Raw genomic sequence first — 22,967 nt, 5'->3', positions numbered from 1 at the left:
GGGGAAGTGTTCCAGCCATGGACAGCGTCGCAACCATCGATATCGCCGCCCTGTTCGGCCCGGCGGGCCCGGCGCGTGCCGCCTGCGACGCGGCGCTCTGGGACGGCCTGCGCCGCACGGGCAGCGTCATCATCACCGGCTATCCCGACGCGGAAAGGGTGGACATGCGGGCCCGGTCCGGGCTGCAGGTGTTCGATCTGCCGGCGGCCCAGCGCCGCCGCCTGACCACGCGGCTGGAGGAGCCGGGCAATCCGAACCTCTATCGCGGCTACTGGCCGGTCAGCCCGGAGCGGCGGCTGAAGAACGATTTCTTCGATGTCGGACCGGCCGATCCCGTGCCCGGCCCGGACCTGCCCGGCGCGGCAATGCTGAGCGAGCCGACGCCCTGGCCCGACCCCGAGCCGGAGCCCGGCTGGGCTGATACGGTGCGGGCGCATTACGACCATCTGAACCGGGTGGCGCAGGCAATGATCCTGTCGATCGGGCGCTCCGCCGGGTTCGCCGAAGCGGCGATCGCGGACCGGTTCGAGGGGGCGCATTCGACCCTGCGCTTCCTGTCCTATGCCGGTGGCGCGGCCAATCCGGTCACGGGTCCGGACGGTGTCCGGGTCTCGGCCGCCCGGCATGTCGACGAATCCGGACTGTCCCTGCTCTGGCAGGAGGCGCCGGGGCTCGAGGCCGAGGGGCCGGACGGCCTCTGGCGCAGCATCCCGATGGTGCCGAACGCGATCTCGGTGCATGTCGGCAGCGTGATGACCGGGCTGACCCGGGGCGCGGTTCCGGCCACGCCGCACCGGGTGCGGGCCAGCGACGGCCCGCGCCGCTCGGTCGGTTTCTTCCTGGAGCCGGCGCTCGGGGCGCCGCTGACACCGGCGGACCACAAGGGGCCGGTCACGGTGCGGGACAGCTATGCCTGGCAGCTGCTGAAGACCTTCTCCCAGCGGCCGCACTGGCAGGATGTGGTCAAGGATCCGGAGCTGGGACTGTGATCACCGAAATCGCCGCTTGGCCGGGCGTCCATCTCTTCCATTTCGGCATGTCCTCCTGCTCCCAGAAGGTCCGGCTGTACCTGCGGCTGAAGGGGATCGCCTGGACCGGGCATCCCGTCGATCTCGCGGCGCATGAGAATTACCAGCCGGCTTTCCTCGCCATCAATCCGCGCGGCATGGTGCCCGTGCTGGTGCTCGACGGCGCGGTGCATGCCGACAGCAATGCCATCATCACCCTGCTGGAAGAGCGTTTTCCGGAGCCCTGCTTGATCCCGGCCGACCGGCGCGCGGAAATCGAGGGCATGCTGGCCGCCGAGGATTCGCTGCACCACGATCTCAGGCATCTCAGCTTCCGCTACGTTCATGGCCGCAGCGGCAGCACAAAGACGGCGGAGCTGATGCAGTCTTATCGGGATTACGGCCCGGACAGCGGCGACCCGGACGCGGAGAAGGCGTCGGAGATCGCTTTCTACGAGCGGCTCGCCCGCACCGGACTCGATGACGAGACCTGCCGGCTCTCGGCGGCACGGTTTCGCACAGCGTTCGACGGTTTCGAGACGCGGCTGGCGGATCACCCCTTCCTGCTCGGCGACAGGCTCACCGTCATCGACATCGCCTGGTTCGTCTATGCCTACCGGCTTCATCTCGGCGGCTACCCGCTGCAGCGGCTGCATCCGCGCCTCGATGCCTGGTTCGCCGCGTGTTGCGCCACGCCGGGCTGGGAGGAGGAGGTCGCCCCGCCGCCGGCCCTGGCGGAACGGATCGCCGCCGTCCGGGCGCGGCAGCAGGCGGACGGCAAGACCATGGCGGCGGTGATGGGGCTGGACTAGGGGCCGCGCGGGCCGAAAACCCCGCTGAAAATGTTTCAAACCCGTCGTCCGCATTGAAAAAACCGGATCGCGGGTCGGATGTGGCGCAGCAGGATTCGGCTTTCCCTGATTTTCTCGTCGGGTCAACCAACGAGTTCCCACCATGTTCCAGCGTTACGTCCCAGAACTTCTCCGCCACACACCGGTGCCGAGCGCGCGCGGCTTTGCCGTGCTCGCCGGGACAGAGGCGGTCGCCCGCGGCATGATGATTTCGGTCTTCCCGATCGTGATGTACCGGGCCTACCGGGATTCGAGCCTGGTCTCCGAGATCTATTTCGTCATCGGCCTGGTCTCGATGTGCTGGGGGCTTCTGGTGCCCTGGCTGGTCCGCTTCGTGCCGCGCCGCTGGCTCTATACCGGTGGCGCCCTGTGCTATCTGGCCAGTGCCTGCATCGCGGTGCTCGGCCCGCCGGAGATGATCGCGGCGGCCCTGAGTTTCAGCATGGCCGGCACGGTGACGATCTTCATCTGCTTCAATGCCTATGTGCTGGATTACGTCGCCAGCTCGGATCTGGGGCGCTGCGAGACCCTGCGGCTGTTCTACAGCGCCGCGTCCTGGACCCTCGGGCCGGCCGGCGGGGTCTGGCTGCTGCAGGTCTGGGAGCCGGCGCCGTTCCTGGTGGCCGGAAGCTCGGCCCTGGTGCTGCTCGGGCTGTTCTGGTGGATGCGGCTCGGCAACGGCAAGCTGATCACCCGGGCTCGGGCGCCGACCCCGAATCCCGTCGCCTATCTCGGCCGGTTCTTCGCCCAGCCCCGGCTGATCGCGGGCTGGCTGTTCGCGGTGTTCCGGTCCTGCGGCTGGTGGACCTATATCGTCTATCTTCCGGTCTATGCGATCGAGAACGGGCTCGGCGAGAATGTCGGCGGCACGGTGCTGTCGCTCAGCAACGCCATGCTGTTCGCCACCCCGGTGATGCTGAAATGGGTCGAGCGGCGCAGCGTCCGGCTGGCGGTGCGCACCGGCTTCCTGTGCAGCGCTGCGGCTTTCCTGCTGGCCGGTATCTGCGGCGCCTGGCCCTGGGCGGTGGTCATCCTGCTGATGCTCGGCTCGGCCTTCCTGGTGCTGCTCGACATCGTCGCCGGGCTGCCATTCCTGATGTCCGTCAAGCCGTCGGAACGGACCGAAATGTCCGCCGTCTATGCCAGTTTCCGGGATGTCTCGGGCATCCTGTCGCCCGGCGCCGCCTGGCTGGTGCTGCTGGCCGCCCCGATCTCCGGCGTGTTCGCCGCGACCGGCCTCGGGCTGCTCGCCTCCTGGGTGATGGCGGGGCGGTTGAACCCGCGGCTGGGCTGGCGCATGGCGAAACAGCGGACGCCCGGTTCGGTAGCGGCGGTCCCTGCGCAGGAGCCCTGAAGGCCCGGTTTTCCTAGCCGATATTGGCGGTCAGCCCGCCATCCACCGGCAGGCAGATCCCGGTGATGTAGCCAGCCTCGTTCGACGCCAGGAAAAGTGCGGCGTTGGCGACATCCCACGCGGTTCCGGTATGGCCATGCAGCGGCACGTCGGCGGCGCGCTCGGCCCGGATGGTGTCGCGCTCCTTGCCGCTTTCCTGCGCCCGCCGTTCGATCGCCATCGGCGTGTCGACCAGGCCCGGAAGGATCGCGTTGGCACGGATACCGTAGGGCGCATTCTCCATGGCGATATGGTGGGTCATGGTGTTCACCGCGCCCTTGCCGGTCTTGTAGGCGACGGTGCCGCGGGCGGCCAGGGACGAGGTCGAGGAGATGTTCAGGATCACGCCTGAGCGCTGCGCCCGCATCACCGGCAGCACATGCTTGCAGGTCATGAACATGCCCTTCAGGTTCATGGCCATGAGCTCGTCCCACATGTCCGCGTCCATCTCCGGCGTCGGCCTGTCACCGCGCGAGCGGCCGACATTGTTGTGCAGGATGTCTATGCGGCCGAAGCGGTCGGTGCAGGCCGCTGCGATGGAGCGGCAGTCTTCTTCCCGGGTGATGTCGGCGACGAGCGTTTCCGCCTCGGCTCCGGCCTCCCGGCACAGCGCGGCGGTCTCCTCGACCCAGTCCCCGTTCGCATCGACCAGCAGCAGCCGTGCGCCCTCCTGGGCAAAGCGCAGCGCGACGGCGCGCCCGTTTCCCAGCGTCTCGCCGGGCTGCTGCCCCGCCCCGACGATGATGGCGACCTTGTCTTTCAAACGCATGGAAACACCCGCCCTTTGGTTTTATGTGGGGGCAGTGTCCCCAAGTTCGGGGCGGTTGGCAAATGGCGGGAGCACCTTTCGGCACGACGTAGTAGTCTCGCACTCCTGTGAAACTGGGACCGACCGGCGCCGATGACGATCATGCGAAAAACCAGTGATATCCTTGAAAACCCGCCCTCAATTCCGGTGCGGGTGCTGCTCCTGCTGCTGGCCGCCCTGTGCCTTGCCGGGCGCGACCCGGCCCTGCTGACCGCGCCGCGTTTCTGGGCCGAGGAGATGACTGTCTATTTCGCAGCAACGCTCGAGGGCGGCGGGGCGCTGGATGTCCTGACGCAGGCCCATCTCGGCTATTACTCCTTCATCGCCAATCTGGCGGGCTGGCTGGCAGCGCAACTGCCGCTGGAGCGGGCGCCCTACGGCACGCTGGCGGTCGCCGGGGTGATCCAGCTCGTGCCCTTCGCCATCGTCATTTTCGGCCGGTCGCCGCTGTTCGCCACGACCGGGCGCAAGCTGCTGGCCGGCGCGGTGCTGCTGGTCTTCGGCGCGGCGGGTGAGCTGTTTCTGAACGCGGTGAACAGCCAGGCGCATCTGGCAGTGAGTGTCGCCCTGATCTATCTGGAACTGACCCGGACGCCGGCGCCCGGCTGGCGGGCGGCGCTGACCGGCATTGCCGCGCTCGCGGCGGTGTCCAGCCCGCAGGCCTGCTTCATGACGCCGGCCTTCTGGCTGCGCTGGTGGCGCCGCCGGGAGCGCGCGGACCTGTGGGTCGCGACCGTGTTGACCGGCGGTTGCCTGCTGCAGGCAGCGGTGGTCCTGACGGGCGGAGCGGGCCAGCGGGGAACGCGGTTCACATTTTCCGAGGATGTCGGCGAGTGGCTGCAGGGAATCATTGAGGCGGTGATGCGCTATCCCGTTTTCGGCCGCTTCTCGGACAATCATGGCTGGATGGTGCTGCTGATCGTCGTCGCCGGTTCGCTTGCCTTCGCCGCTTTCCAGATTCGTGTCTTGCGACAGGGGCCCCGACGCGACTGGCTGCTGCTGGCCTGGGGCGTCTCCCTGCTGTCGATCCTGACCTCGCTCGGGATGAGCGGCGGTGACCGCTACATGATGGTCGGCACGATCCTGCTCGGCCTGCTGCTGATGGCGGCGGCGTTCGACCCGGACGAGCCGCCGGTCTGGCGACGGCTCGCCGGCGGGCTGCTTGCCGCAGGCCTGCTGCTTCAGGCGGTTGACTGGCAACCCCGGGTCGCAGGGTTCAACGACCCGGACTGGTCCACCTGGGCGGCCGAGGTGCGGGACTGGCGCTCGGGCGCCACAGACCGGGTGAGGGCGCATCCGCAATGGCCCGGCGTCGACTGGTCGATCACATTGCCGCCTGCCGAATAGACAGACAGCAGGAGGGGGCGGGGTCCCGTCAGATCTTCATCTTCTTGAACAGTGCTTCCGGAATGTTCCGGATGATTGCCATGATCAGCCACCAGACCGGGCGGACATAGAGTGTGTTGGTCTTGCGCTCTGTCGCGCGGGCAATGGCGATGGCGACCTCTTCCGGCTGTGCCGTCAGTTTTGCGGGCAGGTCCATGCCTTCCGTCATCCGGGTGGCGACGAAGCCGGGCAGCACGGTGACCACATGCACGCCCTGCGCTGCCAGACGGTTGCGCAGGCCGGACAGGAAGGCGGTGAAGCCCGCTTTCGCCGAGCCATAGACATAATTCGTCGCCCGTCCGCGTTCGCCCGCGACGGAGCTGATGCCGACCAGCGTGCCTGAGCCGCGCTCCGCGAAACGGTTGGCGAGCAGGGCGAGGATGCTGGCCGGACCTTCGTAGTTGCTCCGCATGACCACGCTGGCGGCAGCGGTGTCGTGCTCGCTCGTCTCCTGATCGCCCATCAGCCCGATCGCCGACACGGCGATCTCCGGCAGGGCGGGGAGCCCGTCGACAAAACCATCGTGGGTATCCGTCGCCAGGGCGTCGAATTCATGCAGCGTGGCAGGGACGTTATGCCGGAGCGCGATATCCGCCCGGTCGGGCTCGAGGGTCTCCGCATGGCGCGCGGCAAGCTGGATCGGATGGCCCAGGGCCGCGAACCGGTGCGCCGCGGCCATGCCGATATCGGAACGGGCGCCGAGAATGAGCACGGGTGACTTGGTCAAAGCGAGAGCCTTTCTGCTTGCGAGGAGTGGAAGCGGCCGGACCAGGCGCGGTCATCGCGCCTCTGCATGAAGGCGTCGGTGCGGGCATCGGCCGCACGCAGCGTTCCGGCCGTCATCCGGCTGTCCTTTGCCAGATAGAACCGGCCGCCATGCTCGATGGTGATCCGGTCGAGCACATCCAGCAGGGCGAGCGTCCGGCGGTGCACCGGGAAATCGAGGGCCAGGGTGTAGCCCTCCATGGGGAAGGAAAACGGGCTTTCCTGCGCACCGAAACGCTTCAGCACCGCCAGGAACGATCCGGCCCCGGCCCCGGAAGTGGCTTCGAGCAGTTTCGTCAGCCCGTCTTCCGAGCGCTCCAGCGGCAGGACGCATTGGAACTGGGCAAAGCCCTTGCGGCCGTAGAGCCGGTTCCAGCGCTGGATGGCGTCGAGCGGGTAGAAATAGCTGTCCCAGTCGACCAGCCTCTCGCCCGCATGGCTGGCGCCGGCCCGGTAGTAGAGTTCATTGAACGCCCGCACGGTGAGCGGGTTGAGCAGGAAGGCGGGCAGGTCGCACGGGATCGACAGCGGGCGCTTCAGCGGGATGGCAAAGGGCTGCCCGGAGCGATTGGCGGGCAGCTCGGCAAGGCCCGCATGTTCGCCCAGCATGACGAGGGACCGGCCGAGGGAGCTGCCGGTGCCGAGGCAGTCGATCCAGGCGACGGAATAGGCGGCGTCCACGGATTGCTCGAAAACCTCCATGGCGGCCTTCAGGTCGGGCGCCGGGATGGTTGTCTGGCGAATCCATCCGGTCTCGACCGGGCGCAGGCGGATGGCCGCGCGCAGGATGATGCCGGTCAGGCCCATGCCGCCGAGTGTGCAGTCGAACAGCTCCGCATGCTCCGCACGGGAGCAGCGCCGGATCGCGCCGTCGGCATCCATGATGTCGATCCAGTCGACACATTCTCGGAAACTGCCGTCTTTATGATGGTTCTTGCCGTGCACATCGGCGGCGATCATGCCGCCCAGGGTGACGAATTTCGTGCCGGGCGTGACAGCCGGAAACCAGCCTCGCGGCAGAAAGGCAGCGATGATGTCGCCGAGGATCACCCCCGCCTCGGCGGTCAGCGTTCCGGTTTCGGGACCGAAGGCCAGCATCCGGTTCAGGTGGCGCATCTCGATGGTGCCGGCCGGATTGATCGCGCTGTCCCCGTAGGCCCGGCCGTTGCCGCGCGCGATCACGGTCCCGGCGCCGGTGACGAGCGTCCGCAGGGCTTCGATATCGCGCGGCGCATGCACCTGCGCGTCAATGACGGGATAGCGGCCCCAGCCGGACAGCTTCATGGCGCGGTCTCCATCCGGCGGTCGGTGAATACCAGGCGCCTGTCGAGATTGTATTTCACGACATATCCGACGGTCAGCCCGAGCACTGCGCCGATCTCGCGCATCAGATCGGTGCCCCAGACCAGCCAGAACGCGGTCTCCGTGCCCCAGAAGATGGCCGTGGTGATCAATCCCATGGCGGTGTAGAGCGCGAATTTTTGGCCGTGCTGCTTCATGCCGGTGCCCAGGTCGTAGAAGATCCAGCGCTTGTCGAGCAGATACTTGATGACCAGCCCGGCAAGGGTGCCGGCGCCGATTGCCAGAGCGAGGGTGATCCCGCTGTCTCCATATTGCAGGACGACCCGCTGGGTGGCCAGGTTGACCAGTGTCGCGATCACGGCGAAACCCGCATAGCGCAGGATGAGGGTGCGCAGGGTCACGACACCATCCCCGCCGCCACGCAGGCGAGAATCAGCAGCAGGCAGAGCTGGCTGACCCGGTCCTTCGCCGCATAGATCACCGGGTCGTCATTCATCTGCCCGCGATGCGCCACCATGACGGTCCGGGTGATCCAGTAGATCAGCACCGCCGCAACGCCCCACAGGGCCTCCGGGCGGGCGTAGCGATCCACAACGGCGGGGGAACTGGTGTAGAGCACCATGACCAGGACGGCGACATAGCCCGCCCCGATGGCGATCATCGGCATCATCGGCAAATCGTCGACATGGTAGCCCCGGCCGACCGTTGTCAGCTTGCCGCGCCGCGCACTGTCGACGAGTTCTGCCTGCCGTTTGACTGCCGCGAGTGAAAGAAAGAAGAAGATCGAGAAGGCCAGCAGCCAGACGGACAATGTATTTTCCGTTGCCACACCGCCGGCCACGATCCGGATTGTGTAGAGGCCGGCAAGTACGCAGATATCAATCACGATGCGCCGCTTGAGATGCAGCGAGTAGGCCGTGGTCAGCAGCGAGTAGCCGATCATGACCAGCAGGAAGTGCCAGCCGATCAGTATCGCTGCCAGCATGCCGAGCAGGAACAGCCCAAACACCATCGCGGTGCCGTGCGCGATGGGGATGCTGCCGGCGGCAAAGGGACGGTTCTTCTTGCGGGGATGGGCCCGGTCGGCCGCGAGATCGAGCAGGTCGTTCAGGACATAGACGCTGGACGCGATCAGGCTGAAGGAGACGAAGGCCAGAAACGCAACGAGGAACGTTGCCGCATCCAGCTGATGCGCCGCGAGCATGGGCAGGAACACGAGCGTGTTCTTCAGCCACTGATGCGGTCGCAGTGCCTTCCCGTAAGTCAGGGGCGACGTCGTGGTTGTCGTGAGGTGCTCCACATTGTCGCAGATCTTCCCGGCCTTCCGGCGCAGGGCTGCCGGGGCATTGACGGTGATGGCTTTTGCCGCCTGGCTCCAGACCGGCAGATCCGCTGCGCTGTCGCCCATATAGGCGAACCCCTGTGCGCCGAAGCGCTTCTGAAGAAAGCCGGCCTTGCGGTCCCCCTTGAGGTTCACGCTGCCGTCCGATCCATGCACCTCGTCAAAGATGCCAAGGTGGCCGGCGACGGCTTCCGCGACCGCCTGGTCGCTGGCGGTAACCAGGGCCGTGCGCCCGCCGGTCTGGCGCCAGGCTTCTATGTAGGAAATCACGTCCGGGTCGTAGGGCAGGGTGGCGGCGTCGACATGCGCGGCGGCGGCGAGCCGGCGCTTGAGTGCCGCCCGTCCCGCGGACAGGGATGTCGCCGCCGAGAACGGAATCCGCCAGTCGCTGCCGAAAGCAGACCAGAAGGTCTCGTGCAGCATGTCACTGCGCAACAGGGTGCCGTCGAGATCGACGACGAGCATTTCATGTTTCTCTAAAGCCAAGCCGACACTGTCCCGGTTTCCGGACCTGATCCAAGCCCGGGAGTCTTACCCCGTAACAACGCGGAATACAGCTCTATCCTGTAGAGCACGCCCGACTCGCATCTCCCTCCGGCGAGCACAGCTACTGGAGGGAGACCGTCTCATGTCAGAGCATCGACCGGAAATCGGGACCTGAAGGTGGAGACGGTTCTTCAGGGCTTGGAAGGCAGACGTCCTGGTCTTGTCGGTAGCGCCGGTCTCTGGCGTGTTCGCAATGACCGGCCTCGCGCGTACCGATGCCGCGGCCTGGATCAAGACTGGGCACACTCTGTCCGGTGTCAGGGTCGCAGGTTTTCCCGCAGCTTCGACAATGTGCCGGACCAGACCGACCGTCGGTCTGGTCGACTGTTCTGCGCCCAGCCGGCGATGAGATCGTTGCCGAAGATGAACGCGTTGCCCCGGATCAGCCCGATATGTTCGACATTCTCTTCGACAGCCTGTGGCTGGAGCGTATTGGGAAGGGCGATGCTGTCTGCGGCAGCGTCCGTGACCATGACATAGCGGTGGCTATCGATGCTGTTTTTCATGATTCGGTGCAGCACGATCACGTCCGTCCCGAACAGGTCCACCGAGTTGTTGAATTGGAAACGCGCCGCCTTGCCCCGGTGGACGAAGATCTTGATGTCGAGATCGTCCAGATGTCGGCAGGCTCGACAAGGGCAGATGTTGGACGCCTTCAGGCGTTCGCGCTCCCGGTAGAAGGCTGAGAGGATGCCGGTCACGGACTCGCCGAGCACGTCTGGGGAGTGTTTACCGGCCTCGACAAAGAACAGGGCAGCGTCCCCCTCCAGCTTGGAAAATACCAGATTTCTAGTTGCGTCCTCGATCATGGCCTCGACCAGTGCGTGCACGATCGTCATGGCATGATCGAAGGAGAAACGGCTACTGGTCATGAACCGGGTATAGTTGCTGATATCGGGCAGGAAAAAGATAAGGTCTTCTGCTGTAAGGGCATCAGCTCCGGGCCGACTGATCTTTTCGAAGCGGTGGGAGCCGGGCAGATCCGGAAGCGGGCTTCCGGCATATCTCGCCCGCCTGGTAAGCCGAATGACCAGAATGACCAAAAGGATGAGCAGGGCGGCGAGAAAGGCAGCACCGCCCCACATCATCGATAGGTGATCCGGCGCGTCTTGCATGGTGTGTGGGTTCATCCTGGTTGACCTATAGCGGGCGTCGACACTTGCGAGCACAGGTAATCCGTTTTTCCATCTTGCGCGCATCCCTGTCTGACCGCGAATCCTCTCAGGGATTGGTTTGGCGAGGCTCCACGCCGACCGCCCCGGGATGGAGTTATCCTCCCCGGGGCGCACGGGTTCGGCTAAAACATCAGGCGGAAGCCGACGACGAGCGAGACCACGTCGTTATCTTCCCCTTCGGCCTGGACCAACCTTCCGCTTTCTCCGAATGTACGTTCCCAATGCACGCCGATATAGGGTGCGACGGCGCGGTCGAGCAGGTCGTAACTGAGGCGCCCGCCGATCTCGAGCTTTGGCCCGAAGGCGGCCCGGGACGTTGCCTCGTCGTCGGCCAGGGGGACATCCAGCTCGATGCTCGGGGTAAAGATGATCCGGTTGGTGATCAGGCCCTCGTATTCGACCTCGAAACGGGCCGACGGGTATTCTGACAGGAAGAGATCGGCATCCACCTCGAACCATTGCTTGGCGAGCCCGTGCAGACCGAGCACACCGTAGGTCCGGTGCGGGCCTTCGTCCGGGCTGTCATAGCGTACCCCGGCGACGGCATCGAAGAAGTCGGAGACCGGAACCTGGAGGCGGACCTGGTTCTCCAGGGTCTCGAAGCTGTTCGGCCCTGTGGCGTATTCCGCCTCGCTGCGCCAGACGACCTTCAACTCGTCCGTGCCGACAAAGGCATCGGTGTCCCAGGCAAAGGTTTCGGAACCTTCACCGCCGCGCCATTCCAGTTGCTCCGCCTGGATCCCCCAGTAGAGCTGCTCGGCGGATGCCGGCTGTCCGGTGAGGGCAATGGCAACGAGTGCTGCCGTGATCAATGTCCTGTGCATTGCTTCAGCCCCCTTTCACGGAAGTAAGGGACGCAGCCTTGGCCTTCGGTCCGCCTTCGACGATGACCTTACGGAACATGCCGCTGTCGGCATGGTAGGACAGATGGCAATGGAAGGCCCACTGGCCCGGAGCATCGACCTCGGTCTCCATGAAGACCGTCGTTCCGGGCGCGACGCTGACCACGTGCTTGACCGGGTTCCACTTGCCCTTGCCGGTATCGAGGATCGACCACATGCCGTGCAGGTGCATCGGGTGGGTCATCATGGTCTCGTTGACGAACTTGAAGCGGACCCGTTCGCCGTATTGCAGCCGGATCGGCTCGGCGTCAGCGTATTTGATGCCGTTGATCGACCAGATATAGCGTTCCATGTTGCCGGTCAGCCTGAGTTCGATCTCCCGGGTCGCGTCACGGTGCGGGTAGAGCGGCTTCTGTGCCCGGAGATCGTCGTAGGAGAGGAACTTGCCGCCGTTCGCCGCCGTCGGCGTCAGGCCGCTGCCGGGAGCATAGAACGGATCCGCCGCGGGCATCATGCCGTGTGCGCTATGGTCCATGCCCTTCATGGCCGAGCCGTCCGGCATCGTGTGCGTGCCGCCGGTCATAGCCATGGTGCTGTGGTCCATGCCCTTCATTGTCGAGCCGTCCGGCATTGTGTGCGTGCCGCCTGCCATGGCCATGGCGCCGTGATCCATGCCTTCATGGGCCATGCCCATGTCCGCCATGGTCAGCAGTGGAGGCTTGCGCAGGTCCGGGATATCACCCTTCTGACCTTCGGCCGTGGCAAGTGTCCCGCGCACGGAGGATGTCCGGCCCATGGATTCGGCGAAAATGGCGAAGGGCGTGTCCTCTTTCGGCTGGACCAGGATGTCGTAGGTTTCGGCGACGGCAATCCGGAACTCGTCGACCGGAACCGGCAGGACATTGTTCCCGTCCGCCTGCACGACCGTCATTTTCAAACCGGGTATCCGGATGTCGAAATAGGTCATGGCGGACGAATTGATGAAGCGCAGCCGGATGCGTTCTCCCGGCGTGAACAGGCCGGTCCAGTTCTGTGCCGAGCTTTTGCCGTTCATCAGGGGTGTGAAGCCCTGGAGATCCTCGATGTCGGTGGGCATCATCCGCATGTCGCCCCAGGCGGCGCGGTCCGACAGCGCGGCGTCGAAGCCCTTCTCCCCGGTATCCCTGAGGAAGTCGAACAGGGTGCGCTGCTGCCTGTTGTAGTAATCCGGCATCATCTTGAGGTTGCGCATGATGCGGTCGCCCGAATGCGGATGCGCGTCGGTCAGCTGGACCACGTATTCGCGATCATAGCGGAACGGCTCGCGCTTCTTCGGCTCGATGACGATGGCGCCGTAGGCCCCGTCCGGTTCCTGGAAGCCGGTATGGCTGTGGAACCAGTAGGTGCCGCTCTGCACGATGGGAAAGCGGTAGGTGAAGGTCTGGCCGGGCGCGATACCGTCATAGCTGATCCCGGGCACGCCATCCTGCTCAAAGGGCAGGATCAGCCCGTGCCAGTGGATCGAGGTTGGCTCGCTGAGGTTGTTCGTCACCTTGATGGTGACGTCCTCGCCTTCCTCGAAGCGCAGGACCGGACCCGGCGTGGCGCCGTTGTAACCGATGCCGGTGCGGGTGAAGGCGCCCGTGTCGACCGTGACCGGATCGACGGTGAGAGAATATTCGCCGGCCGTGACGGCGCCCGAAAGCGATGCCGCCAGACCAGCGCCGAGCAGCAATGCCCGGCGCAACAGTCCGAATGTCATGGATGGTCTCCTGTCGAATGCATGGTGATCGGCAGCCCTGCGACTGCGCACGCGTGCGTCAGCGGCTCAGCTTGACCGTGCCGTGCATGCCGGTCTCGTAATGGCCCGGCACATTGCAGGCGAATTCGAGCTCGGCATTTTCCGGAAAGGTCCAGATGATCTCGCCGGACTTGCTTGGCTCCAGCAGCACGCTGTTCGCCTCGTCATGCATGCCGTGTCCCATGGAGGCCTGCATGGCTTTCGCGGCCTCGTGATTGATCCGGTCCGGCTCAAGCACGCCGTGCTCGACCATCATCATCATTTCCGGGCGGTGCGCCTCATGCATGGCGGCGGTCGCGATGTTGAACTCGTGCACGAATTCGCCGGCGTTGCGGATCACGAAACGGATCGTTTCGCCTTCCTTGATGTTCAGCGATTCCGGCTCGTAGAAATTGTCATGCATGGTGATTTCGATGGTGCGGGAGACCTTTGCAGGGTCGCCTGGCCCGCCGATTTTCTTATCGTGCATACCGTGGCCGCCGCCATGCGAGCCGGCAGCAAGGGCCGGGCCGGAGGTAAGCAGGGCAAATGAAAGGCTGGCGCCGAGGACAGCGCCAAGGATGTTGGAGGAGGACATGCGTGTTCCTTCACGAACTTGATTGGATTTCTGAATGCAGCGGCCCGGCTGGATGGCGGGCGCCGGAAGTGATTGAAATCCGGTCAGCTTCGTGGAGGTGGTGTCTCGGCGGTGGGACTGATCCCCCGGAGCTGAGCATCCGGGGCTCTGAAGAGCGATATTCCAGTATGGCCGGGCGATACCGACTGTCCCGTCTCCGGGGGGTGGAAGCCGGAAAGGCAGTGGGCCGCAGTCAAGTCGGCACATGCGGCAAACCGCTTGTCCGTGCATCCGATGTCCGAGCAGGACGGGGCACTGACCCGAACAATGCCCATCTGATCCATCGCCGGACTCACGGCGCCGTCACCCGCCGCGCTCATGACGCCAGCATCTGTTATGCCGTGCCCGAAAGACGGGAGCGCGGTCATCAGCAGGATCGCTGCCGCTATGAATGTCGTTCGCCACATGGTGACGTTTATGAGGCTTCCACCGACTGGAAGGTCAAGCACCAATTTGGACCCGATTCAGTTTCCCCACTTCAGCGCCATCGGATCAAGCTCCTGTGCGAGTTCTAGAAGTTGCGCCCGCGTCTCCGGATGCAGTGGTGCCACCGGGTGGCGGACATGTTCGCTGGCGATTACGCCGCCTTCCTTCATCACTGCCTTGCTGGCCCGCCAGCCGCACTGGCGATTCTCGAAATTGATCAGCGGCAACAGGCGTTCGTAGATCCGTTTGGCCTCCGCACGGTCGCCCGCGAGATGCGCCGCGATGGCGGGGCGGATCAGATCGGGGATCGTGGCCGAGGTCATGGAACCGGTGGCGCCGGCATCGAGATCGGCCAGCAGGGTGATCGCCTCCTCGCCGTCGAACGGGCCCTCTATGGCAGCGCCGCCGGCCTCGATCAGGGCGCGGAGCTTTGCCGCGGCCTGGGGCACCTCGATCTTGAACAGCTTCACCTGCTCGATCTCCTTCGCCATGCGCACCAGGAACGGCACGCTCAGGGCGACGCCGGAAAGCGGGGCATCCTGCACCATGATCGGGATGCCACCGGCCTGGCTGGCACGTTCAAAATGCTCGGCCATGCCCGTCTCGTCCGCTTTCAGCGCGGCGCCATGATAAGGCGGCATCATCATCACCATGGCGGCCCCCATGGCCGCGGCCTCGCGCGCCCGCGCCTCGACGAGGCCGGTGGAGAAATGGGAGATGGTGACGATCACCGGAACGCGGCCCGCCGTGTGTTCAAGGCAGAGCCTGGTAAGGTCTGCCCGCTCCGCGTCGCTCAGCAGGAACTGCTCGGAGAAATTGGCGAGGATGCAGATGCCGTCCACGCCCTGGTCCACCATGCAGTCGATGACGCGTTTCATGCTCTCGAAATCGACGGCGCCATTGTCGGTGAAGGGCGTCGGCGCGACCGGCCAGATGCCGGAATAGGGTTTGCTGGACATGGTTTTTTTTTCCTCCCGCGATTCTTTGGCAGGCAGATTAGCCGATCAGGGACCTGTGTCACTTCCCGATCCCGCGCGGTGTTGTTGCCCCTGTAATATAATTCTGGCGTCAGAGCGCATTTGGTATCATCACACCGCGCGGCATTCACGATGATGCCGCATATGCGGTGACACTAAAGACGAGGATTGAAGGAGCTTTCCGATTTGACGGACGCGTCACACAAAGCTGCACCTTTTGACGATGCCCCATTCGTGGTCGCGGCGCTTTACAAGTTCACCGCCTTGCCGGATTTTGAGGTCCGCCAGCCGGACTTGCTGGAAGCCTGCCGGGCGGCCGATGTGTATGGCACGCTTTTGCTCGCGTCCGAGGGCATCAACGGCACCATTGCCGGCAGCCGGAGCGGCGTGGACGCGGTGCTTGCGCATATCCGCCTCATTCCCGGCTGCCAGGATATGGAGCTGAAGGAATCCTTCGCCTATGTGAATCCCTTCCTCCGCATGAAAGTGCGGCTGAAAAAAGAGATCGTCACGATGGGCGTGCCGGACGTTGATCCGACAGAGAGCGTCGGCACCTATGTCGAGCCCGACGCCTGGAACGACCTGATCAGCGACCCGGATGTCATCCTGATCGATACAAGGAACGCCTATGAGGTCGGTATTGGCACGTTCAAGGGGGCGGTCGATCCCGACACCACCAGTTTTAGGGAGTTCCCGGGCTGGTTCCGGGACCAGGAGAGCCTGTCTCCCGCGGTCGTGCGGGGCAAGAAGGTGGCGATGTTCTGTACCGGCGGCATTCGCTGCGAGAAGGCCACGGCCTTCGTCAAGCAGCAGGGTATCGAGGATGTTTTCCACCTGAAGGGCGGGATCCTGAAATATCTCGAAACCGTTCCCCCCGAAGAGTCCCTGTGGGAAGGGGAATGTTTCGTCTTCGATCAGCGAGTGTCCGTAAAACACGGTCTCGAGCCGGGCAGCTACGATATGTGCCATGCCTGCCGCATGCCCATAGACGAGCAGGACAAGGCCTCGTCCCTGTATGTGCCCGGTATATCCTGTCCATCGTGCCACGGGAGCATTGATGCCCGGCAGAAACGTCGCTTCGAGGAACGGGAGCGGCAGATGAAACTGGCGAAGCAGCGGGGGGAGAGGCATATCGGCAGCGCATCCAGGGTGCCGTCGGACCGCTCCGGAGAGCCGGGTGACTGAAGATCAGGCCATCCCCGCGCCGGCGGGCGTGTCCGGCCGTCCGCTTCCCGTGCTCTATTCGTTTCGCCGCTGCCCCTATGCGATGCGTGCCCGGCTGGCCCTGACGGCAAGCCGGCAGGATTGCGTGCTGCATGAAGTCGTCCTTCGGGACAAGCCCGCGGAGATGATCGCCCTTTCACCGAAGGGAACGGTGCCCGTGCTGCATTTGCCCGACGGGCAGGTGCTGGAGCAGAGCCTGGACATCATGCGCTGGACCCTGGCGCGTCATGACCCGGACGGCTGGCTCAGCCCGGAGACCGGCAGCGTGGCGGAAATGGAGGCGCTGATTGCCGCGTGCGACGGGACCTTCAAGCATCACCTCGACCGCTACAAGTACGCCGTCCGATATGGTCCCGAAACCGACCCGCTCCATCATCGCGGTGAGGGCGCGGTTTTTCTGAGGCGCCTGAACGAGCATCTGACAGACCAGGCCCATCTGTTTGGAAGCCGGCCGAGCCTTGCGGATTACGCGATATTTCCATTCGTGCGTCAACTCGCCAATACCGGCCGGGAATGGTTCGATGCCCAGCCTCTGGCAGAGCTGCAAACCTGGCTTTCCGGTCACCTGAATTCAGAGATCTTCCAGGAAATCATGCGCCGAAAGGCAAATGAAAAGAGAGATTAGAAGCGCACGAACCAGCCCCGTAGGAACTCTGGCGGCGGTTCCTTGAACGATCGCACTTATATGGCCGCAAGTGGGGCCGGTTCGTGAGGGCTGGACTTCCGCCGGTTCTGCTACCAGTTCATCTAATAATCGTAAGCCCGGAGCGCAAGGAAACCTCAAAATGTTGCGGCGCGACTTTATTGCTTTTTGCGGAACGAGCTTGCTTGGCGTTGCTGGGGTTTCTTTGATGAAGTTACCGCTTGCCCATGCTGCCGCACCCACTTCGGTCGAGCCTGGACGCAGTCAGCGAATCGCTGCACCGCTTGCCGCGGCACTTCGAGCGATCGGGACAAGCGTGTGCCGGACGGCGGCAGATGAACTTGAGGCCAAACAACCAGCGGCGATCGTGAATTTTCACGTTCGGAATGCCGGCATAGGTCCGGACGGGGCAGCTCTGATCGCGAACGCATTGATGGCTATCGACCCTGCGGACCGACCGGGTCTGGCCTCATTCAGCCTGAGTTACAATGAGGCTCTTGGAGATGAAGGTGCCCGGTTGCTCGCGGCAGCCCTGCCACCAACACTCCGTGATCTCGGTTTGGTTGGGTGCGGGTTTTCTGACGACGGTGGTTCGGCCATGCTCCAATGGGCTGCAGCGGCGAACGGTCTGCAAATGAATTGTATTGAAGAGAATCTGTTCTCCAAGGATATGCGCGATCAGTTCCGGACGCTTGCCAACGGTCCGAGATCTTTAGCCGTTTACGTATGATGCTGGTGGAGGCGCGGCGAAGCGGCGTGCTCTTTATTTCGATACCTTTTGCTGTCGATCTTGAGTTAGTCACCGGATAGTCGGTTTGCACGAGTCTGGATTGGACACGTCTGAAGTGTTTGGGAGGTGTTACCGTGATCAACAAAGAGATCATACAGCGCTTCAATCCTGCCTGTTTCTCCGGTCGCGACACCCCTGGCAAGGCTTCAATGAAAGCTTGCATCGTCGCGGAGCGAGCAGAGATTGCCGTCCGGGTCTGTGAAGTTGGCGATGGTCCCCCAGGAAAAGGTCTCGATTTCCAGAGCTACGCCCTTGGCGCGTAGTTCCGCAACGGCAGCCTCCACATTCTCGACATTGAAACGGAGCTTGGTCGGGTTTTGCTTGAGGCTTTTCTGATCGGCGGGGGGCGGGCCGCCGACCTCGATCATCAGGTATGCGTCGCCGAAGGCGCAGCAGGTGAGATGCGATCCGGGCTCATCCTTCGCATTCGTCATTCTTTTCACCTTAGCCACCGTATTTTTCCGGAGCCATGCCATGGCCGACCCTGTTCCAGCGATCGATGATTTTTCCAGCCCGCATCCCGCCGCCGCGACAGGCACGGCGTGGGAGTTGGTTTCCGACAGGGTAATGGGCGGAGTCTCCGGTGGGACGATGGTCCGCGAGGCGGTGGCCGGGCGCGTGGCGCTTCGGATGCGCGGCCAGGTCAGCCTTGAGAACAATGGCGGTTTTCTGCAGATGGCCCTGGATCTCGCGCCCGACGGCAAGGGCATCGACGCGACGTGCTGGACGGGGATCGCCCTCGATGTGCGCGGCAATGGCGAGACCTACAATATGCATTTGCGTACGGATGACGTTGAACGGTCCTGGCAGTCCTACCGCCAGAGCTTCGAGGCGGGTCCGGAGTGGCTGACCGTTTATCTGCCATTCTCCGGCTTCCTGCCGCACCGGCTGGAGGCGCCGCTGGATCTTGCCTCTCTCCGGCGGATCGGTCTCGTCGCCATCGGTCGCGCCTTCGAGGCCGATCTTGCGGTCGCCGAGGTGCATTTCTACGACTGACGCGACGTTCCTGTTCGTGCGCCGGGCCGTTCTGGGGGAGTTACCATGACGAACAAAGAAATCGTTCAGCGCTTCAATCACGCTTGCCTCGCCGGGGGTGACGCGCAGGTCTTTGACGAGATATTCCATCCGGATTTCGTCAACCACACGACAATCCCCGGCATGGGTAGCGGCATAGACAGCATGCGGAACGCGATCTTCAATCTATTGCATGTCGGGCTGTCGGACATCCGGGTCGAGATCGACGATCAGCTGGAAGAGGGTGACAAGGTTGCGACCCGCAAACGTATCCTTGCGCGGCATACCGGCACTCTTGCAGGTGTTCCTGCGACCGGGCGCGCGGTCGAGATCAATGTGTACGATATCGTCCGGCTGAAGGACGGGAGGTATATCGAGCATTGGGGGCTGAACACATTGCCCCTGGTCGTGCAGTCGCTCAAAAACGGCTAGGCCGGAGCAGGCGGAAAGCGCGATTGCCCTCTCGATCGGAAGCCATCTGCTGTCGAAACGAAATTGGTGATCTGCGGAGAGGCAAGGCAGAATGATCAGCCCCTTGCTGTCTGCGAAACGCATGCAGGCATGTTGACCAAACCCCATATTCCAGATCGTTGTTCACCGGATCTCAACCGCCGTCCGGTTGGTCCTCGCCGGTCGGACGGTCCGCGATCTCCCGCGCAAGCGGACGAGAAGTCCAACGCCGCGGGACTGAACCTCAGCCGTACAGCAGGGTATGGAGGCCGTAGTAAAGGATGAAGGCATTGACGAAGGCGAGATAGTAGAGGCCGGTCATGAAATAGGCCTCCATCTGTGGCGACTTTGCGGACAGCACCAGGATGTTACGTGCATCGGTCGGGCCGCGAACGATCAGCACGAACAAGACAGCATTGATCATCAAGTGGCCAATGGCATCGACCAGGCCGAACTCGAAAATTCCGAGTACCAGCAGGGTCTGGAAGGCGAAGGCGATCAAGCGGGTCGCCACCGAGGCCGCGCCGAGCAAGGTGAAGATGATCACGAACTCCACGAACCCGGCCAGCACCATGTAGGTTTCGGGGTCGATTCCCATCAACAGCGCCGGGTGTTTGGCCAGCAGCGGATAGGTCCAATCCGGAAAGGCGAATTTCTCGATCGAGAGCCAGAGAAAATTGATCCCGGTGACAGCGTAAAGGGTCACGAAGCCAGATTTCTTCCAGCCAGGTGAGGCGCTGGCGGTCGCCATGAAGAAATAGGCGACGGCCGGGAAGATCAGGTAGTCGATCAGATGGAAAACGCCGTAATGCTGCAGTGCCATGGCGTAGAGCAGCAGGATCCCGACACCGAGCAACGGCGTGGTCCACCGGCTCAGCGCGCAGAGCGCCAGAGCGAGTTGAAACCAGGGCACCCAGCTCTCACCGACGGTCAGCTCCGGGGCAAGGTAAAAGCTGATATCGCCGAATATGGCCATGGCCCAGGCCGATGCAAAGAACAGACCCGCCGCCCCGCGCATAATCAGAATCGAAAGCCCGTCGAAGACCTTCAGCCGCTGGTGGAACGCCTCCATAACGCCGCGACGCAGCGCGATGCGGTCGATCACGAAAAACAGGTACACAAGGGCGACAGAAATCAGGAAAAAAGTTACGAAAGTGGAGCTCAGTACGGCGTCGATGGACCTGGGTTGACCCGAGATGTCGTAGGGCTCAAACCACTTGATATGCGCCGCTGCGGGCGAAGCGATAGACATCGTCGCAAGCAGGACTGCGAGGGGACGCCCTATCTTCATTGCGTGCTGTCCCTTCCCGAGCCAGAGATCAGGCCGCGTAAACATTGCGCCGTCAGGGAGGGGGAGTTGTTTCTGCGGGCTCGGCCGTCGGCCCGTCCTTGCCCCTCCATTTCGGCGCGGTAAAGAGCGTTGTCCTGTTCCCGAAAGAAGCGTTGATCCGGGTCGGAGGTAATCTTTGAGCCTCGGATTTCAGGTTTCGGGCGGCGAACGAAAGCGCCGTGCAGATCAGTTGATCCCGTTTCACCCTCTGCCATGTCCATCCTTGGCCTCTCCAATTGGCATTATAGCCTTGATTTTTATGCAAGATTCTGGGGGAGGCATCAACCTGCAATTTGCAAGGTCGGGGAAGGTTCGATCTCTGGGCACCCTGCTTCTGGGGCTGACGCTGGCAACTTATGCGCTCGCCCTGGCGATTACCCTCTCGATCGGAAGTCATCTGCTGTCGAAACGAAATTGGTGATCTGCGGAGAGGCGAGGCAGAATGACCATGCCTTTGCCGCCTGCGAAACGCATGCAAGCATGCAAGGTCCTGTGTCCACAAGACTGGCTGCCTAATGACTGTCCTGAAAAAGCTCACCGGCTTCATCGGCGCGGAAATCGAGGGGCTTACGCTCTCCGAGACGATCTCCGGCGCCGATGCGGAATTCCTGAAACGCAGCCTGGCGGAGTATCAGGTGCTCGTCCTGCGCGGCCAGTTCCTGACGCCGCCGGAGCAGAAAGCGCTGACCCGTGTCTTCGGTCCGGCACTGCAGCTGCCCTATGTGGCGCCGCTGGAGGAGGATCCGGAGACCATTGCCGTGCTGAAGGAAGCGTCCGAGGCCGGGGGCGGCGTTTTCGGCGGGGAGTGGCATGCCGATTTCAGCTTTCTGGCAAATCCTCCGGCTGGCTCCGTGTTGAACGCGATCGAGATCCCCGAGGTCGGCGGCGACACGGTCTGGGCCAGCCAGACCATCGCCTATGACAGCCTGCCTGCCGCCCTCAAATCCGTGGTGGATGAGCGCAGGGCCGTGCATGTTGGCAAACCCTATGGCGTCAAGTTCGCGCCGCCGGCAGAGACCCGCGCCAATGCGTCGATCCGGATGACCCGGGGAGATCCGGATGCGGATCGGGAAACCTTCCACCCGGCCGTGATCACCCAGCCGCTGACCGGGCGCAAGGCATTGTTCCTGAACCCGATCTACACCACGCGTCTCGATGGTATGACGGAGGAGGAGAGCCAGCCGATCCTGCAGGAAATCTACCGGCACTGCACCCGTCCGGATTTTTCCTGCCGGCATAAATGGCAGCCGGGTGACGTCGTGATCTGGGACAACCGGACGACGCTGCATTATGCGACGAACGATTATGACGGCCATCGCCGGCTGCTCTATCGCACGACCTTCTCGGGCGCCGCGCCGGTATAGAGCTGCGCTATGCTCCCGATTCTATTTGTATTTTAGGAACATGCGAAATTTCATCGCTATTTCCCTCGAATAGTTTGAGCATTATATTGTGACATGCGCCGCTGCTTTTTTGAGGCGGTGCGGCAGCGTGACCGGGGAGTGATGCGGGGATGATCGAGATCGATGAGTACGGGCTGACGGGCCAGGGCAGACTGCGGGCCGGGATCAATCTTGGCAATGTGCTGCTGGTCACGGGGACGTCCGACAGCGGCAATCCCATGGGGCTGTCGCCTGCGATTGCGGCGGCGATTGCGCGCAGTCTCGGGTTCAGCGTTGCCTACTGCACCTATCCCTCGCCGGGCGCAGTGGCCGACGCCGTCGACGAGGACGAGTGGGATATCTGCCTGATTGCCGAGGACCCGAAGCGGGCGGAGACCATCGAGTTCTGCGGCGCTTATGCCGAGATCGAGGCGACCTATATGGTGCCTGCCGGCTCGAAGCTGGCGCGGCTGGAAGACGTGGACAAGCCCGGTGTGCGGATCGCGGTATCCGACCGTTCCGCCTATGACCTGTATCTCAGCCGTGTCCTGAAACATGCCGAATTGAAACGCGCCCCGGGCCTCAAGGCGGCCTTCGAGCTGTTCCGGGACCAGAAGCTTGACGCGCTGGCGGGGTTGCGCCCGGCATTGCTGGAGAACGCCGAGAGCATGGCCGGTGCCCGGGTGCTTGACGGCGCCTATACGGCGGTCCGCCAGGCCGTCGGTGTCCGGCCTGGGAATCCGGCCCTTGCCAAGGCCGTCAAACGCTTTGTCTCTGAAGCGAAATCGACCGGGTTGGTTGAAGGAATGATCAACGAGTTCGGCCAGCGCGGACGTCTCTCGGTCGCATCCTGAGGTGAATCCGGACAATCCGGCTATGGCCTCGAAACCGGCCATCTGTTAGCGTTCGCTGCACCGC

24 protein-coding genes are annotated in these 22,967 nt (G+C 63.6%); 12 read left to right on the top strand and 12 right to left on the bottom strand.

The window, feature by feature from the left end; all coding sequences use genetic code 11:
* Nucleotides 1–17 precede the first annotated feature (17 nt).
* The 3 genes from RH950_RS19765 to RH950_RS19755 all read left to right on the top strand — a co-directional run bounded on the left by RH950_RS19765 (nucleotide 18) and on the right by RH950_RS19755 (nucleotide 3,212).
* Nucleotides 18–989, top strand: a complete 972-nt coding sequence (locus RH950_RS19765) for a 2OG-Fe(II) oxygenase family protein (protein ID WP_350059470.1) — start codon at nucleotides 18–20, stop codon at nucleotides 987–989.
* Nucleotides 986–1,819, top strand: a complete 834-nt coding sequence (locus RH950_RS19760) for a glutathione S-transferase family protein (RefSeq protein WP_350059469.1) — start codon at nucleotides 986–988, stop codon at nucleotides 1,817–1,819. The genes RH950_RS19765 and RH950_RS19760 overlap by 4 nt, the downstream gene beginning before the upstream one ends.
* 142 nt (nucleotides 1,820–1,961) lie before the next feature.
* A complete protein-coding gene (locus RH950_RS19755; RefSeq protein WP_350059468.1) occupies nucleotides 1,962–3,212 on the top strand; it encodes an MFS transporter in 1,251 nt (416 codons plus the stop codon).
* A 13-nt stretch (nucleotides 3,213–3,225) separates the two neighbouring features.
* Here RH950_RS19755 and RH950_RS19750 read toward each other — a convergent pair whose 3' ends face one another.
* A complete protein-coding gene (locus tag RH950_RS19750; RefSeq protein WP_350059467.1) occupies nucleotides 3,226–4,020 on the bottom strand; it encodes an SDR family NAD(P)-dependent oxidoreductase in 795 nt (264 codons plus the stop codon).
* A gap of 141 nt (nucleotides 4,021–4,161) precedes the next feature.
* On the opposite strand from RH950_RS19750, the gene RH950_RS19745 reads away from it, so the two are divergent.
* Complete coding sequence (locus tag RH950_RS19745) at nucleotides 4,162–5,406, top strand: hypothetical protein (protein ID WP_350059466.1); 1,245 nt, start codon at nucleotides 4,162–4,164, stop codon at nucleotides 5,404–5,406.
* Nucleotides 5,407–5,434: 28 nt separating this feature from the next.
* On the opposite strand, the gene RH950_RS19740 is transcribed toward RH950_RS19745, so the two are convergent.
* The 9 genes from RH950_RS19740 to RH950_RS19700 all read right to left on the bottom strand — a co-directional run bounded on the left by RH950_RS19740 (nucleotide 5,435) and on the right by RH950_RS19700 (nucleotide 15,198).
* On the bottom strand, nucleotides 5,435–6,172 hold the full coding sequence (locus tag RH950_RS19740) for an SDR family oxidoreductase (protein WP_350059465.1): 738 nt from the start codon (nucleotides 6,170–6,172) through the stop codon (nucleotides 5,435–5,437).
* A complete protein-coding gene (locus RH950_RS19735) occupies nucleotides 6,169–7,494 on the bottom strand; it encodes an FAD-binding oxidoreductase (RefSeq protein WP_350059464.1) in 1,326 nt (441 codons plus the stop codon). Before RH950_RS19735 ends, RH950_RS19740 begins: the two co-directional genes overlap by 4 nt.
* A complete protein-coding gene (locus tag RH950_RS19730) occupies nucleotides 7,491–7,913 on the bottom strand; it encodes a GtrA family protein (RefSeq protein WP_350059463.1) in 423 nt (140 codons plus the stop codon). The genes RH950_RS19735 and RH950_RS19730 overlap by 4 nt, the downstream gene beginning before the upstream one ends.
* Entirely contained in the window at nucleotides 7,910–9,340 is a 1,431-nt protein-coding gene (locus tag RH950_RS19725; protein WP_350059462.1) for a UbiA family prenyltransferase, read from the bottom strand. Before RH950_RS19725 ends, RH950_RS19730 begins: the two co-directional genes overlap by 4 nt.
* A gap of 317 nt (nucleotides 9,341–9,657) precedes the next feature.
* Nucleotides 9,658–10,272, bottom strand: coding sequence for a DUF2652 domain-containing protein (locus RH950_RS19720; RefSeq protein ID WP_350059461.1), 615 nt, complete (start codon nucleotides 10,270–10,272; stop codon nucleotides 9,658–9,660).
* A gap of 425 nt (nucleotides 10,273–10,697) precedes the next feature.
* On the bottom strand, nucleotides 10,698–11,399 hold the full coding sequence (locus RH950_RS19715) for a copper resistance protein B (RefSeq protein ID WP_350059460.1): 702 nt from the start codon (nucleotides 11,397–11,399) through the stop codon (nucleotides 10,698–10,700).
* A gap of 4 nt (nucleotides 11,400–11,403) precedes the next feature.
* Nucleotides 11,404–13,158, bottom strand: coding sequence for a copper resistance system multicopper oxidase (locus RH950_RS19710; protein WP_350059459.1), 1,755 nt, complete (start codon nucleotides 13,156–13,158; stop codon nucleotides 11,404–11,406).
* A gap of 58 nt (nucleotides 13,159–13,216) precedes the next feature.
* Nucleotides 13,217–13,774 (bottom strand): cupredoxin domain-containing protein, encoded by a 558-nt coding sequence (locus RH950_RS19705; RefSeq protein ID WP_350059458.1) that lies wholly within the window; start codon nucleotides 13,772–13,774, stop codon nucleotides 13,217–13,219.
* 503 nt (nucleotides 13,775–14,277) lie between these two features.
* Nucleotides 14,278–15,198: a dihydrodipicolinate synthase family protein gene (locus RH950_RS19700; protein ID WP_350059457.1), complete on the bottom strand. Its 921-nt coding sequence runs from the start codon at nucleotides 15,196–15,198 to the stop codon at nucleotides 14,278–14,280.
* A 204-nt stretch (nucleotides 15,199–15,402) separates the two neighbouring features.
* Between RH950_RS19700 and trhO the strand changes: the two genes are divergently transcribed.
* The 3 genes from trhO to RH950_RS19685 all read left to right on the top strand — a co-directional run bounded on the left by trhO (nucleotide 15,403) and on the right by RH950_RS19685 (nucleotide 17,813).
* Nucleotides 15,403–16,401, top strand: a complete 999-nt coding sequence (gene trhO / locus RH950_RS19695) for an oxygen-dependent tRNA uridine(34) hydroxylase TrhO (protein WP_350059456.1) — start codon at nucleotides 15,403–15,405, stop codon at nucleotides 16,399–16,401.
* Nucleotides 16,394–17,065 carry a glutathione S-transferase gene (locus RH950_RS19690; protein WP_350059455.1) on the top strand — a complete coding sequence of 224 codons (672 nt, stop codon included), beginning with the start codon at nucleotides 16,394–16,396 and terminating at the stop codon, nucleotides 17,063–17,065. The genes trhO and RH950_RS19690 overlap by 8 nt, the downstream gene beginning before the upstream one ends.
* 160 nt (nucleotides 17,066–17,225) lie before the next feature.
* On the top strand, nucleotides 17,226–17,813 hold the full coding sequence (locus RH950_RS19685) for a hypothetical protein (RefSeq protein ID WP_350059454.1): 588 nt from the start codon (nucleotides 17,226–17,228) through the stop codon (nucleotides 17,811–17,813).
* A 206-nt stretch (nucleotides 17,814–18,019) separates the two neighbouring features.
* Here the strand turns inward: RH950_RS19685 and RH950_RS19680 are convergent, their stop codons facing one another.
* Nucleotides 18,020–18,307 carry a VOC family protein gene (locus RH950_RS19680; protein WP_350059453.1) on the bottom strand — a complete coding sequence of 96 codons (288 nt, stop codon included), beginning with the start codon at nucleotides 18,305–18,307 and terminating at the stop codon, nucleotides 18,020–18,022.
* A 40-nt stretch (nucleotides 18,308–18,347) separates the two neighbouring features.
* Here RH950_RS19680 and RH950_RS19675 point away from each other — a divergent pair, with 40 nt between their 5' ends.
* Together RH950_RS19675 and RH950_RS19670 are read left to right on the top strand one after the other, a co-directional pair.
* On the top strand, nucleotides 18,348–18,869 hold the full coding sequence (locus RH950_RS19675) for a CIA30 family protein (RefSeq protein WP_350059452.1): 522 nt from the start codon (nucleotides 18,348–18,350) through the stop codon (nucleotides 18,867–18,869).
* A gap of 45 nt (nucleotides 18,870–18,914) precedes the next feature.
* The gene (locus tag RH950_RS19670) at nucleotides 18,915–19,319 is read left to right on the top strand and encodes an ester cyclase (protein ID WP_350059451.1); all 405 of its coding nucleotides are present in this window, start codon (nucleotides 18,915–18,917) and stop codon (nucleotides 19,317–19,319) included.
* Nucleotides 19,320–19,581: 262 nt separating this feature from the next.
* Here the strand turns inward: RH950_RS19670 and RH950_RS19665 are convergent, their stop codons facing one another.
* Nucleotides 19,582–20,628, bottom strand: coding sequence for a hypothetical protein (locus RH950_RS19665; protein WP_350059450.1), 1,047 nt, complete (start codon nucleotides 20,626–20,628; stop codon nucleotides 19,582–19,584).
* Between the two features lie 175 nt (nucleotides 20,629–20,803).
* Here RH950_RS19665 and RH950_RS19660 point away from each other — a divergent pair, with 175 nt between their 5' ends.
* From RH950_RS19660 to RH950_RS19650, 3 genes are all read left to right on the top strand, one after another.
* Nucleotides 20,804–21,088 (top strand): hypothetical protein, encoded by a 285-nt coding sequence (locus RH950_RS19660; RefSeq protein ID WP_350059449.1) that lies wholly within the window; start codon nucleotides 20,804–20,806, stop codon nucleotides 21,086–21,088.
* A gap of 94 nt (nucleotides 21,089–21,182) precedes the next feature.
* Nucleotides 21,183–22,031, top strand: a complete 849-nt coding sequence (locus RH950_RS19655) for a TauD/TfdA dioxygenase family protein (protein WP_350059448.1) — start codon at nucleotides 21,183–21,185, stop codon at nucleotides 22,029–22,031.
* A gap of 149 nt (nucleotides 22,032–22,180) precedes the next feature.
* The gene (locus RH950_RS19650) at nucleotides 22,181–22,903 is read left to right on the top strand and encodes a transporter substrate-binding domain-containing protein (protein ID WP_350059447.1); all 723 of its coding nucleotides are present in this window, start codon (nucleotides 22,181–22,183) and stop codon (nucleotides 22,901–22,903) included.
* Nucleotides 22,904–22,967: the final 64 nt, after the last annotated feature.

The organism is Nisaea sp. (assembly GCF_040217065.1).
Classification (GTDB): domain Bacteria; phylum Pseudomonadota; class Alphaproteobacteria; order Thalassobaculales; family Thalassobaculaceae; genus Nisaea.
The sequence above is the reverse complement of the archived record's forward strand: the minus strand, read 5'-3'. Positions and strand labels throughout refer to the sequence as shown.

Coding starts and splice junctions, on each gene's coding strand:
- RH950_RS19765 (WP_350059470.1), top strand. CDS start 18: ATGGACAGCGTCGCAACCATCGATATCGCCGCCCTGTTCGGCCCGGCG.
- RH950_RS19755 (WP_350059468.1), top strand. CDS start 1,962: ATGTTCCAGCGTTACGTCCCAGAACTTCTCCGCCACACACCGGTGCCG.
- RH950_RS19750 (WP_350059467.1), bottom strand. CDS start 4,020: ATGCGTTTGAAAGACAAGGTCGCCATCATCGTCGGGGCGGGGCAGCAG.
- RH950_RS19745 (WP_350059466.1), top strand. CDS start 4,162: ATGCGAAAAACCAGTGATATCCTTGAAAACCCGCCCTCAATTCCGGTG.
- RH950_RS19735 (WP_350059464.1), bottom strand. CDS start 7,494: ATGAAGCTGTCCGGCTGGGGCCGCTATCCCGTCATTGACGCGCAGGTG.
- RH950_RS19720 (WP_350059461.1), bottom strand. CDS start 10,272: ATGACCAGTAGCCGTTTCTCCTTCGATCATGCCATGACGATCGTGCAC.
- RH950_RS19715 (WP_350059460.1), bottom strand. CDS start 11,399: ATGCACAGGACATTGATCACGGCAGCACTCGTTGCCATTGCCCTCACC.
- RH950_RS19710 (WP_350059459.1), bottom strand. CDS start 13,158: ATGACATTCGGACTGTTGCGCCGGGCATTGCTGCTCGGCGCTGGTCTG.
- RH950_RS19705 (WP_350059458.1), bottom strand. CDS start 13,774: ATGTCCTCCTCCAACATCCTTGGCGCTGTCCTCGGCGCCAGCCTTTCA.
- RH950_RS19700 (WP_350059457.1), bottom strand. CDS start 15,198: ATGTCCAGCAAACCCTATTCCGGCATCTGGCCGGTCGCGCCGACGCCC.
- RH950_RS19685 (WP_350059454.1), top strand. CDS start 17,226: ATGTTGCGGCGCGACTTTATTGCTTTTTGCGGAACGAGCTTGCTTGGC.
- RH950_RS19680 (WP_350059453.1), bottom strand. CDS start 18,307: ATGACGAATGCGAAGGATGAGCCCGGATCGCATCTCACCTGCTGCGCC.
- RH950_RS19675 (WP_350059452.1), top strand. CDS start 18,348: ATGGCCGACCCTGTTCCAGCGATCGATGATTTTTCCAGCCCGCATCCC.
- RH950_RS19670 (WP_350059451.1), top strand. CDS start 18,915: ATGACGAACAAAGAAATCGTTCAGCGCTTCAATCACGCTTGCCTCGCC.
- RH950_RS19665 (WP_350059450.1), bottom strand. CDS start 20,628: ATGAAGATAGGGCGTCCCCTCGCAGTCCTGCTTGCGACGATGTCTATC.
- RH950_RS19655 (WP_350059448.1), top strand. CDS start 21,183: ATGACTGTCCTGAAAAAGCTCACCGGCTTCATCGGCGCGGAAATCGAG.
- RH950_RS19650 (WP_350059447.1), top strand. CDS start 22,181: ATGATCGAGATCGATGAGTACGGGCTGACGGGCCAGGGCAGACTGCGG.